The organism is Micromonospora sp. WMMD1155, from assembly GCF_029581275.1.
In the GTDB taxonomy this organism is placed as follows: domain Bacteria; phylum Actinomycetota; class Actinomycetes; order Mycobacteriales; family Micromonosporaceae; genus Micromonospora.
In genome coordinates this window covers 3207771-3219709 of the sequence record NZ_CP120742.1, presented here as the reverse complement: position 1 = coordinate 3219709, position 11939 = coordinate 3207771, and the positions used below count along the sequence as shown (strand labels likewise).

Here is an 11939-nt window from a genome sequence, read left to right as displayed (position 1 = left end):
GCGCCGAACACCCCGGACTCGCACCGGGCCGGTAGCGTGGTCGCGTGCTCAAACCGACGGCGGTACGACGTGACCTGCGGCTACGGCCGGTCCGCCCGGCCGGCTGGTGGTTCGACGCGCTGCTGCTGGTCGGATTGGTCGGTTTGACGGTGGCGCTCGCCGCCGATCAACTCTTCGGATTGGACCGGGCCGTCGCCGACTGGGCCGACGCACACCGACCGACCGCCGCCTACTGGGTCGCCCGGGTGCTGAACTTCCTCGGCCAGGGCACCCCGTTGACCCTGATCGGCGTCGGGCTCGGCGTGCTGCTGGCCGTCCGGCTGCGGTCGGTGCGGCCGATCCTGCTGCCGGTGGTCGGGTTCGTGATCACGACCTTCACCATCGGCCCGCTGAAGGTCTGGACCGCGCGGGCCGCACCGAGCGCCAGCGTCAAGGAGCCGTTTCTGTCGCCCGAGCAGACCCTGCCGCTGTTCCACGACGACCTGCCGGTGCGATTCGCCCAGTCCTACCCGTCGGGGCACGTCGCCAACGCCATCGTCTGGTACGGCGTCATCGCCCTGCTGCTCGCCCCGCTGGTCCGCAGCTTCGGCCGGCAACTCCCGAGTCGGCTCGTCACCGTGATCCGCATCGTGCCGCCGTTGGTGGTCCTCACCACCACCACCTACCTGGGGTGGCACTGGCTGACCGACTCGGTGGCCGGGCTGCTGCTGGGCCTGCTCCTGGACCGCTTGCTGCACCGGGTCCCGTGGGACGCCCTGCCCCTCCCCGGCCGGTTACGCGAGTGGGACCGGCCGTTCACGTCGTACCCCTAGGGTTTCGGTCCGTGGATCAACTGGCGCGGCGGCTCGGCGTACCCGATGCGGTTGTCATCGGGTTGGGCTCGATGCTCGGTGCGGGCGTCTTCGTGGTCTTCGGCCCGGCCGCGGCGGCGGCCGGTGGCGCCGGTCTGCTGCCCGCGCTGGTGCTGGCGGGTTTCGTGGCCTACTGCAACGCGACCAGCTCGGCGCGGTTGGCGGCCCGCTACCCGGAGTCGGGCGGCACCTACGTCTACGGGCGGGCGCGCCTCGGGCCGTTCGCCGGGTTCGTGGCCGGCTGGGGGTTCGTCGTCGGCAAGACGGCGAGTTGCGCGGCGATGGCGTTGACCATCGGGGCGTACCTGTGGCCGGGGCTGGCCCGGCTGGTCGCGGTCGGCGCGGTGCTCGCGGTGACCGCCGTGAACCTGCGCGGCGTCGGCAAGACGGCCACCGCCACGAAACTGCTGGTCGCGCTCGTGCTCGCGGTGCTGACAGTGGTCGCTGTCGTCGGCGTGCTGGATGGGCCGGTGCACCTGGACCGGCTGACCGAGCCCGGCGGCTCCGCCCGGGGCGTGCTGACCGCCGCCGGGCTGCTGTTCTTCGCCTTCGCCGGGTACGCGCGGATCGCCACCCTCGGCGAGGAGGTCCGCGATCCGCAGCGGACCATCCCCCGGGCCGTGCCGCTGGCGCTCGGGCTGGTACTCGTGATCTACCTGGCGTTGGCGGTCGTCACGCTCGGCGTGCTCGGCGCCGACCGGCTGGCCGGGTCCGCCGCGCCCCTGGTCGACGTGGTGACCGCGGCCGGGCTGCCCGGCCTGGCCTGGGTGGTCCGCGCCGGGGCGACGATCGCGGTCGTCGGCGTGCTGCTGTCCCTGGTCGCCGGGGTCGGTCGGACCACCCTCGCGATGGCCCGCCGTCACTACCTGCCCGGTGCGCTGGCCGCCGTCCACCGGGTGCACAAGGTGCCCCACCGGGCCGAGATGGCGGTGGCCGCCGTGGTGATCGTGGTGGTGCTGCTCGGTGACGTCAGGCAGGCGATCGGCTTCTCCAGCTGCACGGTGCTGGTCTACTACGCGATCACCAACGCGGCGGCGCTGACCCTGGGCCGGGACCCGGACCGGCGGTCGCCGGTCCGGGTCCTCGCCGGGTTGGGGCTGGCCGGCTGCCTGCTGCTCGCCGTCAACCTGCCGCTGGGCAGCGTCCTCGCCGGGTTCGGCGTGCTCGCCGTCGGAGCCGCCTGGTACGCGCTACGGACGGGCCACCGGCGGCCTGGTCGATAGCGACACGGTCAGCGGCTCAACCGCCGGTAGCGGCGCACCGCCAGCGGGGCGAAGATCGCGATCAGCAGCACCGGCCACAGCACCGCCAGCAGCATGGCGTGCTCCGCCGGCCAGGAGTCGCCGCCCAGGCCCGGGTTGCCGAACAGCTCACGCATCGCCGCGACGGTGGCCGACAGCGGATTCCACTCCGAGATCGACCCGATGACCGGCGGCATCAGCTCGGGCGACACGAACACATTGGAGATCGCGGTGAGCGGAAACGCGGCCGGGAAGACGATCACGCCGACCGTGTCCGGGTTGCGGACCAGCAGCGCCAGGTAGATCCCGATCCAGGTGATCGCGACTCGGAGCAGCAGGAGCAGCCCGACGGCGAGCAACGCCTTGCCCACACCGTGGCGCCACTGCCACCCGACGAGCAGGCCGCAGACCAGCAGGGTGGACATCTCCAGCAGCGCGCGGAGCAGATCGGCGGCACTGCGACCGGTCATCAGGGCGGACCGGGCCATCGGCATCGACCGGAACCGGTCCACGACACCTCGGCTGAGGTCCAGCGCCACGCCGGTCGCGGTCGCGCCCAGGCCGTACAGCATCGTCATCACGAAGACGCCGGGAACCAGGAATTCGCGATAGTCGCCACCGCCGGCCACCTGCATGCCGCTGCCGAACACGTACCCGAAGACGAGCACGAACATGATCGGCAGCGAGAAGTAGAGGATCAGCTCCTCCGGCGAGCGGATCACGTGGATCATGTTCCGCCTGGTCATCGTCCAACCGTCGACCACCGCCGCCGTCATGCCACGTCCGCCTTCCGTCCGGCTCCCACCGGCTCGCGGGCCTCGTCGGGCCGGTGCCCGGTCAGGTGGAGAAACGCCTCGTCCAGCGTCGCGCGCCGCAGACCGATGTCCTCGACCGCGATCCCGGCGTCGTCCAACGCGCGCACCACGTCGACCAGCCCGGCGACCCGGTCGGCCACCGGGACGCTGAGCCGCCGGACCTCCGGATCGACAGCGGGCTCGACGGCGCAGATCGACGCGACGACGCGGGCGGCACGGATCAGGGCGGCGGCGTCGCGTACCACCACCTCGACCCGGTCACCGCCGGTCATCGCCTTCAGCTCGTCCGGCGAGCCCTCCGCCACCACCCGCCCGGCGTCGATCACCGAGATGCGGTCGGCGAGCTGGTCGGCCTCCTCCAGGTACTGCGTGGTGAGCAACACCGTGGTCCCGTCCGCGACCAGGGCGCGGACCAGGTCCCACACCTGGTTGCGGCTTCGCGGGTCCAGGCCGGTCGTCGGTTCGTCGAGGAAGAGCACCCGCGGGGTACGGATCAGGCTGGCGGCGAGGTCCAGTCGGCGGCGCATCCCACCGGAGTACTCACCGGCGGACCGGGTGGCCGCCTGGTCCAGCCCGAACCGCTCCAGCAGCTCGTCGGCACGTCGGCGGGCCGCCCGTCGGCCGAGCCGGAACAGCCGGCCGAACAGTTCCAGGTTCTGTCGGCCACTGAGGGTCTCGTCGACCGCCGCGTACTGCCCGGTCAACCCGATCCGGGCGCGCACCTCGTCCGGTCGGCGCAGTACGTCGTACCCAGCCACGCTGGCCCGGCCCGCGTCGAAGCGCAGCAGCGTGGCAAGGATCCGTACCGCCGTCGTCTTACCCGCGCCGTTAGGCCCCAGCAGCCCGTGGACCGTGCCGGTCGGGACGGTCAGGTCGAACGAGTCCAGCGCGCGGGTGGGGCCGTACCGCTTGCCCAGGCCCTCGGCGACCACCTCGAATGTCGTCATGCCCCCACAGTGCGGTGGTCCGCTGACGGGTCACGCACCGTCCGCTGACGGCGGCGCACCGGACTCGGCCTTCTCCGCCTCGGCGATCTGGTCGAGAACGAACATGACCTCCGTCCGGGTGGCCTCGCCGACGTACCAGCCGGTGAGTCCGCCGGTCAACGCCGCTTCGCAGAACCGCCTCGCCTCGACCAGGTCGCCGCGCAGCCGGGCCACCTGGGCGAGGCCGAGCCGGGCACCGGCGACGAACTCCGGCGCACCGCTGCGCTGCGCGAGGAGCAGGGCGGCGGTGAAGTCGTCGCGCGCCGCGGCGAGGTCACCGGCGCGAAGCCTGATCTCGCCCCGGGTCCGCAGCATGTCGGCCTGGTCGACCACCGATTCGAGTTCCTCGGCCAACGTCATGGCCTGGTCCATGCGGGCGCCCGCCGCTTCCGCGTCACCGCGCCAGGCGGCGAGTTCGCCCAGCACACCCAGAGTGATCATGCAGCCCCAGCGGTCCCCGGCCTGCCGGAACCCGTCGAGCGCGGTGGCCAGTGCCGCCCCGGCCTGGTCCCACCCACCACTCCACATCTGCGCCGAGCCGCTCCCCATCGCGGCCAACGCGTTGATCCACACGTCCGAGCCGACCAGCTGGCGCAGCTCCCGCATCAGCTCGTTGACGTGCTCGGACCCGCCCGACGGCGGGCCGGCCGAGATCCCCGACAGGTACAGCAGGAAGGGTTGCCGGGGCGGTCGGTCGAGACTGCGGATGACGGACCGCTGCGTACCCAGCGAGTCCAACGGCCCGGATCCGCCGAGGGAGGCGTTGTAGACGCAGAGCGCGTACTCCTCGCGCAGCCCCGGAGGCGCTTCGGCGCCGAACAGAACGAGGACGTCGGCGGCCAGCCGGGCCCCCTCCCCGCGCATGCCACGCAGCCACCAGTAGAACGACAGGGCCGCGACCATCCCGGCCGCGTCTGCCGCGTCGCCGGCTGCGGTGGCACGGCGCAGCGCGGCGTGGAGGTTGTCCCGTTCGGCGTCGAGCCGTCGCAACCAGTGCAACTGCTCCGCGCGCCGCAGGTGGTCGCTGGCGGTCCAGGCGAACTCCAGGAAGTACGCGGTGTGCGCCCGACGCAGGTCGTCGGCCTCGCCCGCGTCGGCGAGGCGTTCGGCGCAGAACGCACGGACCGTCTCCAGCATCCGGTACCGACCACCGGCCAGCTCCACGAAGGACTTGTCGACGAGACCGGCCAGTGCCTCCAGGAAGTTGCCGCCGAGTAGGCCGCAGACCTGTTCAGCCGCTTCGAGGGTCGCGCCACCGGCGAAGACGGTGAGGCGACGGGCCAGGCTTCGTTCGGCGTCGTCGAGCAGGTCCCAACTCCACTCGACGACCGCCCGGAGGGTGCGGTGTCGTGGCGACGCGGCGCGGCTGCCCATCGACAACAGCCGCACCCGGTCGTCGAGGCGGGCGGCCACCTCGGCGACGGGCAGCGCCCGCAGCCGGGCGGCGGCCAGCTCGATCGCCAGCGGCAGGCCGTCGAGGGTGCGGCAGATCCGCAGCACCGTGTCGACGTTGGCCGGCGTGACGGTGAAGTCGGGCGCGACGTCGGCGGCCCGTTGGGCGAAGAGACGGACGGCGGCGAAGTCGTCGGCGTGCTCCGCGGACGCGCCGGACGGTGGCACGGTGAGCCCGGACAGCGGGCACAGCGCCTCGCCGGCCAACCCGAGCGGCTCGCGGCTCGTGGCCAGGACACGCAGCGCCGGGCACGCACCCAGCAGTCGGGCGGCCAGCCGGGCGACGTCGGCGATGACGTGCTCGCAGTTGTCGAGCACCAACAGCAGTGGGCGCTCGGCGAGCGCCTCGACCAGCCGGTCGATGGGTTGCCGGCCCGGCGCCGCCGGAGCACGCAGGCCGGCGTCGCGCAGGCCGAGCGCGCTCAACACCGCCTGCGGTACGTCCGACCCGTCGGCCAACCCGGCCAGTTCGACGAAGCGGACCTCCCCGTCGAGGCGGCCCGCCGCCTCGATCGCCAACCGGGTCTTGCCCGCTCCCCCGGGGCCGATGAGGGTGACCAGCCTCCGGTCGCCGAGCAACACGCCGACGCGCCCGAGTTCCTCGTCCCGCCCGACGAACGTGGTGAGCTGGCTCGGCAACGCCCGTCGGGTCGACCCGCCCTCCGCACCCCGCAGCATTGCGAGGTGAATCGCTGCCAGCGCCGCCGACGGGTCGGCACCGAGTTGGTCCGCGAGGGTGCGCCGGGCGTCCTCGAACTCGGCCAGCGCCTCCGCCGGCCGACCCAGTGCGGACAGGGCACGCATGAGCTGACCCCGTGACCGCTCCCGCAGCGGATGCGCGACGACGAACTCCCGTAACTCGGCGACCAACGCGGGCGACGCACCCGACGCCAGGTCCGCGTCGACCCGATCCTCGATGGCGGCCAGCCGTAGCTCGTCCAGTCGGGCCGCCTGCGCGGGCGCGCCCGGCACATCGGCCAGGGCGGGGCCACGCCACAGCTCCAGCGCCTCCCGCAACACGGCCGCGGCCCGGGACCACTCCCCGGCGGCGAGTGCGCGCCGCCCCGCCTCGGCGCATCGCTCGAACCGGTACGCGTCGACATCCTCGGGGTCCACGGCGAGGCGGTAACCGGCCGGGTGGAACTCGACCGGGTTCTGCTCGGCGGGCAGAGCCTGACGCAGACGCGACACCTGGGACTGGAGCGCGTTGGCCGCACCCCGGGGCGGGTGCTCGCCGTACAGGCCGTCGATCAGCCGGTCGGCGGGGACGACGCGGCCCGCGTCGAGCAGGAGAAGCGCCAGCAGCGCGCGCAGCCGAGGGCCGCCCACGAGGATCTCGCGCCCGTCGGCCAGCAGCACCTGGGTCGGCCCCAGGATGCGGAAACGCATGCCATGGATTGTCGCTCAGCGACCGCGATCGGCCGACCGCTGCCATCAGCAGTCGGCGGTGCGTCGCATCAGCCGCCGAGTGCGCGGCGGAGATCCTTCATCAACAACAGCAGGTGCATCGGATCGGTGGGGCTGGCGTCGAACTTCGCCAGCCGCTGGTAGAAGTCGCGGGCGGCGTCCGTCTCGCAGTGGATGAGCACCGCGCGCACGCCGATGACCTCGGCGGCGGCCGCGATTCGCCGCAGGGCGTCGACCACCAGCGCCCGGCCGAGCCCGATGCGCTGGGCGCTGCGATCGACCCCGAGCCGGGTCAGGATCACCACCGGCTGGTGGTAGCGCCCAGCTCCCTGCTGGAGCCGCGGTGAGGCATCCGCCGGGGCGACGCTACCGGCGGCCAGGGCGTAGTAGCCGATCACTCGCCGATCCGGGTGCTCGTCGTCGCGTACCACGTACACCCGCGACAGGCCCGCCCGATGGGCTTGCAGGGCATGCTCGACCAGCCACACCGACTGTGCGCGTGACCCGCAGTCGAACCCGTTCACCGAGAACCCAGCCGACAGCGGCTCGACAGCCGAGAAGCGGGGACTCACTGGGACTGGCCATCGATCGGCGGGTCGAGCACCGTTGGGCCGGTCAACAACTCCCGCAGCCCGGCGACGTCCTGCGCCGGCCCTTGCAGGGCCTCGTCGAAGACCTGCCAGGCCTCCTCGTCCAGCAGGAACGCCCGCCGGTCGGCCAACACGTCAGCCGCCGCCTCGGTCGCAGCCTTCAAGACGAACGTCGACACGCTGTCCCCGGCGGCTTCACTCGCCGCCTCCAACAACGCCTTCTGCTGCTCATCTATCCGCAGATGCAGCCGCTCCGCCTTAGCACTCACCCGCCGATTGTACGCACAACGTACGCCATCCTGCGACGCCTACTTCACAACGGTCAGCCCGACCGTGTCGCGCGGGGATCAGGCTCGTCCCTGGTGCGGCCGCCTTCGGCCGGCTGGCCGGGCCACTCGGGGTCGCCCGCGCTCTGGGCCGGTGGCACGGCCCCGACGATTGGCGAGCGGGACGGTGCCACCGGGTGGGCCGCGCCCGGGGCCGAGGCCGCCACCTCCTGATCGCTCGGCCCGGCCGCCGAGTCGCGCCCGGCGGGGACGGGCAGCGATCGGGCAGCACCTGGTGCCGCCGGTACGGGCCGGGGCATCGAGTCGACGTGACCTGGCGGCGTCAGCGTCCCACCCGGGACGGGTGGCGCGCACTGCCGGGTCAGCCAGTCCAACCCGCGCCGCCGGGCGACGACCGTCAACCGGTCGCCCGCGAAGATCACCTGGCGGGGATCGAGGTCCTTCCACCAGATCGTCCTGCCACCGCCGGCCGGGGTCCGGGCGATCAGCCGGACCTGCCCGTCCCGGTTGACCACGTCCAGCGGTCGTCCGTCCAGCTCGGAGCCGGCCGCGACCGGCACCTCGGCCACCGGCAGCGCGTGCCGGTCGACCGGAATGGTGGTGATCACCGCACGTTCGGTGAGCGCCCCGATGAAGGCCGGGGCGGCCAGGTAGGAGACCGACCGGGACACCCCGAGGGCGAAGGTCTCCTCCACCCGCTCGGCGAAATCACCGTCGAAGAACCGCAGCACCACCCGCAGGTCGCTGCGCAGATCGCGAGCGGCGAGCGCCGCCTCCAGGTTGGCCACGTCGTCGGTGGACGCCACCACCAGCGCCTGGCAGTCCGTCACCGACGCGGCGACGAGCGTTTCCGGCAGCGCGGCGTCACCGACGACCAGCGGCACCTCCAGTTGACGGGCCAGGGCGGCGCCGCGCGGCTCCGGATCCTTGTCGATCGCCACCACCTCGACGTCGTACTCGCGCAGTTGCGCCACGACCCGGGTGCCGACGTTGCCCAGGCCGATCACCACGACGTGCCCGGCCCGCGCCGGCTGCAACCGGCCGGTGTGCAGGGCCAGCCGGGCGTTGACGATGCCGTCCACCACCACGGCGGTGATCAGCGGGATCAGCGCCAACCCGGCCAGGTTGAGCACCACCTGCATGATCTGCGCGTCCGCCGGCTTGGCGGTATCCGGGTCGGCGCCGCTGAGCGTGGTGACGAGCGTCAGGTACAACGCCTCCAACGGAGACACGTTCTCGGCGCGGGAGATCAGCGCCCCCAGCACCGCGATCAGCGCGAGCACCAGCATCACCGCGATGCCGATCTTGCGGGTGGCGAAACCACGTACGGCCCGCACCAGTACGGCGACCGGACGCCGCCGTCGACGGGCCCGGACCAGCCGACGGGCGGCCACCTCGGTGCCCGGTGGCTGCCCGGTCGCCTCGGCGAGCACCAGGTCCGCGCCGGCCTGCTCGGCCGGCAGTAACTCCACCCCCTGCGCCTCGGTGAGGTGGGCCAACGCGCACACCACGTCCTGCGGTCGGACGTCGGCCCGCCGCGCCACCCGCAGCGTCTTGTCCCGATGTTGGAAGGAACTGGGGTCGACCTCGCCGAGCGCGGCGGCCACGAAGGCCGGCGCGGCCATCTCGGCGTCGGAGAGCACCTCGACCGGTGCCTTCAGCAGTTTGCGCACGCCGTCGGCGAGGGTGCCGTTGAACATCCGCAGCACCTGCCGGACCCGCTGGTCGACGGCCTGCGCGCAGAGCGCGGCGTGCAGGTTGCCCACGTCGTCCTGGTGCAGCAGGGCCAACCCGGCGGCCCCGGCCAGACCGGCGGCCTCGAAGGTGGCCACGTCCAGCCGATCCGAGCGGACCACCCGGACCCCTCGCAGCGCCGCCACGTCCGGGCCGTTGCTGCGGTAGCGCTCCGGCACCACGACCGTCACCCGGGCCCCACCGACCGGCAGGTCGGATTCGAGCATCGCCCGGGCCACGTAGTAGGCGAGCGCGTCCTTGCCGCAGACCACGTAGTGCGGGCGCGGATCGCCGACCGAGCGCAGTCGCCAGTTCCACTCGACCGCCCGTCGCGCCCGGTCCCGCCACGGCTCTGCCATGCCCGGATCGTAATCAGCGCTGCTCTGCTGGGCGACCCTGTCCGGATCATCCCCCGGCCAGGCATGCCCGACCCGGCGACGGGTAGAGCAGCGGCATGCAGACGTTCCTCCCGTACCCGGACTTCCTGGCCAGCGCCCGCACGCTGGACCAGAAGCGGCTGGGCAAGCAGCGGGTGGAGGCCATCCAGGTGCTGCGCGGGCTCACCCGACCCGACTACGGCTGGCGCAACCACCCGGCCGTGAAGATGTGGGCCGGGTACGAGGAGGCGCTCACCCGCTACGGGCTGGACATGTGCGCCGTGTGGACCGAACCGGGGCGGGCGGACACCTGCGCCACCACGATGACGGCCGACCTCGCCGCCGCCTGCGGGACCGCTGTCGTACGCACCCAGGCGGAGCTGGATCAGGCCGGTGAGCTGCCGCCGTGGCTGGGCCGCGACGACCTGCACCTGAGCCACCGCTCGTCGTTGCTGCGCAAGGACCCGTCGCACTACCGCCCCCTGTTCGGCGACGACGTTCCGGAGGACCTGGAGTACGTCTGGCCCGCCTCCGACCGCGAGCGCCGCTGCCTGCCGTAGGGGAGACTGGGCCGACGGAGGTGTGCCATGGCGTTGTCGCAAGTGGTGGGTCGGCTCATCGGCGTACGACGACACGTGGTGGACCCGGGCGGTGGTGGCGTGGACCGCGTGCCGCAACCCACCACGGCGGTGGTGGTCGGTGGCGGCATCGCCGGCATGTCGGCGGCGGTGGTGCTGGCCGAGCGGGGTGTGACGGTCACGGTGCTGGAGGCCGCATCGACGCTCGGCGGCCGACTGGGCGCCTGGCCCGAGGCGCTGCCCGACGGCAGTCAGCAGAACGAGCACGGCTTCCACGCGTTCTTCCGGCAGTACTACAACTGGCGGTCCATCCTCCGCCGGATCGACGGTGACCTGGGCTTCCTCAAGCCCATCCCGGGTTACCCGATCCTCAGCGCACAGTGGCCGACCGAGGAGTTCGGCAGGCTGCCGCCGGCACCGCCGACGAACCTGCTCGCACTGCTGCTGCGCAGCCCCAGCCTGCGCCTGGCCGACCTGCGACTGATGGACCGGGACGCCGCGTTGCCGCTGCTCACCTACGATCCGGTGCGCACCTACGCCGAGCTGGACGACACCACGGCCGACGAGTTGCTGGCCTCGCTGCGGCTGCCGGACCGGGCCCGGGCGATGCTGTTCGAGGTCTTCTCGCACTCGTTCTTCAACCACGAGGCCGAGATGTCGGCCGCCGAGATGGTCGCCCAGTTCCACTTCTATCTGCTCGGCAACCCGGAGGGGTTGGCGTTCGACTGCCCCGACGAGGACTACGCCACGGCGATCTGGGAGCCGCTGACCCGGCACGTCGAGAAGCACGGCGGCCGGGTGCTCACCGGCTCCGCCGCGACCGGGGTGCACCGCGACGCCGACGGCTGGCGGGTGACGACCACCGACGGCGGCAGCCACCCGACCGGTCACGTGGTGCTGGCCGTCGACCCGCCGGCGCTCGCCGCACTGGTCGCGGCCTCTCCCGAGCTGGTCGAGCAGGCACCGGAGCTGGCGGCGCGGATGCCCGCGTTCGGTCGGCCCGGCCCGCCGTACGCGGTGGCCCGCTACTGGTGTGACGGGGACGTGGCCGCCGAGCGGGCCGTGTTCAGCGGGGTGTCCCGGCAGCCCACTCTGGACTCGGTGACGCTCTACCACCGGCTGGAGAACGAGCCGCGGCGTTGGGCGCGGCAGACCGGCGGGTCGGTCGTCGAGTTGCACGCGTACGCCTGCGAGCCCGACGTGCCGGCCGACGAGCTGGCCGAGCGGATGCGCCGCGAGCTGGTCGCGCTCTGGCCGGAGGCCGGCGACCTGCGGGTCCGCGAGCTGCGGGCCCGGGTCGAGGCGCAGGCCCCGGCGTTCACGCCGGGCAGCCACGCCTGGCGTCCGGGGGTACGCACCGACGCGCCGGGTGTCTACCTGGCCGGTGACGGCATCGCCACGGACTTCCCGAGCGCGTTGATGGAACGCTCGGCGGCGACCGGGATCATCGCCGCGAACCACATCCTGCGCGCGGCGGGCGCGGCGGCCGAGCCGGTGCGCTCGATCCGACCACGAGGGCTGCTCGCCGGGCGGGGCAAGCCGAATCGACAAAACCCGACATAAGCCCCATAAGCTGCCGTACGCTCGAATGATCAACCGTCGATCGGCCGGGCGGGAGGGC

The 11939-nt window shown here is 73.1% G+C and carries 10 protein-coding genes; 4 read left to right on the top strand and 6 right to left on the bottom strand.

Annotated features, from left to right (window positions below; translation table 11 throughout):
• The first annotated feature begins 74 nt into the window (after positions 1–74).
• Together O7617_RS14660 and O7617_RS14655 are read left to right on the top strand one after the other, a co-directional pair.
• On the top strand, positions 75–812 hold the full coding sequence (locus O7617_RS14660; protein ID WP_282264740.1) for a phosphatase PAP2 family protein: 738 nt from the start codon (positions 75–77) through the stop codon (positions 810–812).
• Positions 813–823: 11 nt separating this feature from the next.
• Positions 824–2074, top strand: a complete 1251-nt coding sequence (locus O7617_RS14655; protein WP_282264177.1) for an APC family permease — start codon at positions 824–826, stop codon at positions 2072–2074.
• Positions 2075–2082: 8 nt separating this feature from the next.
• On the opposite strand, the gene O7617_RS14650 is transcribed toward O7617_RS14655, so the two are convergent.
• The 6 genes from O7617_RS14650 to O7617_RS14625 form a co-directional block, all read right to left on the bottom strand.
• Positions 2083–2838, bottom strand: coding sequence for an ABC transporter permease (locus O7617_RS14650; protein ID WP_282264173.1), 756 nt, complete (start codon positions 2836–2838; stop codon positions 2083–2085).
• A gap of 26 nt (positions 2839–2864) precedes the next feature.
• Positions 2865–3854 (bottom strand): ATP-binding cassette domain-containing protein, encoded by a 990-nt coding sequence (locus O7617_RS14645; protein ID WP_282264172.1) that lies wholly within the window; start codon positions 3852–3854, stop codon positions 2865–2867.
• A gap of 30 nt (positions 3855–3884) precedes the next feature.
• A complete protein-coding gene (locus tag O7617_RS14640) occupies positions 3885–6734 on the bottom strand; it encodes a BTAD domain-containing putative transcriptional regulator (protein WP_282264170.1) in 2850 nt (949 codons plus the stop codon).
• Between the two features lie 68 nt (positions 6735–6802).
• Positions 6803–7276, bottom strand: a complete 474-nt coding sequence (locus O7617_RS14635; protein ID WP_282264169.1) for a GNAT family N-acetyltransferase — start codon at positions 7274–7276, stop codon at positions 6803–6805.
• Positions 7277–7320: 44 nt separating this feature from the next.
• Positions 7321–7611 carry a DUF1778 domain-containing protein gene (locus O7617_RS14630; protein WP_282264167.1) on the bottom strand — a complete coding sequence of 97 codons (291 nt, stop codon included), beginning with the start codon at positions 7609–7611 and terminating at the stop codon, positions 7321–7323.
• A 53-nt stretch (positions 7612–7664) separates the two neighbouring features.
• Positions 7665–9722, bottom strand: a complete 2058-nt coding sequence (locus O7617_RS14625) for an NAD-binding protein (protein ID WP_282264166.1) — start codon at positions 9720–9722, stop codon at positions 7665–7667.
• Between the two features lie 95 nt (positions 9723–9817).
• Between O7617_RS14625 and O7617_RS14620 the strand changes: the two genes are divergently transcribed.
• The gene (locus tag O7617_RS14620; RefSeq protein ID WP_282264164.1) at positions 9818–10300 is read left to right on the top strand and encodes an MSMEG_6728 family protein; all 483 of its coding nucleotides are present in this window, start codon (positions 9818–9820) and stop codon (positions 10298–10300) included.
• Between the two features lie 27 nt (positions 10301–10327).
• Positions 10328–11881, top strand: a complete 1554-nt coding sequence (locus O7617_RS14615; protein WP_282264162.1) for an FAD-dependent oxidoreductase — start codon at positions 10328–10330, stop codon at positions 11879–11881.
• The last annotated feature ends 58 nt before the right edge of the window (positions 11882–11939 follow it).

Bases quoted from the DNA above. Each gene is read 5' to 3' on its own strand.
- O7617_RS14650 (WP_282264173.1), bottom strand. From the start codon at position 2,838: ATGACCAGGCGGAACATGATCCACGTGATCCGCTCGCCGGAGGAGCTG.
- O7617_RS14645 (WP_282264172.1), bottom strand. From the start codon at position 3,854: ATGACGACATTCGAGGTGGTCGCCGAGGGCCTGGGCAAGCGGTACGGC.
- O7617_RS14640 (WP_282264170.1), bottom strand. From the start codon at position 6,734: ATGCGTTTCCGCATCCTGGGGCCGACCCAGGTGCTGCTGGCCGACGGG.
- O7617_RS14625 (WP_282264166.1), bottom strand. From the start codon at position 9,722: ATGGCAGAGCCGTGGCGGGACCGGGCGCGACGGGCGGTCGAGTGGAAC.
- O7617_RS14620 (WP_282264164.1), top strand. From the start codon at position 9,818: ATGCAGACGTTCCTCCCGTACCCGGACTTCCTGGCCAGCGCCCGCACG.
- O7617_RS14615 (WP_282264162.1), top strand. From the start codon at position 10,328: ATGGCGTTGTCGCAAGTGGTGGGTCGGCTCATCGGCGTACGACGACAC.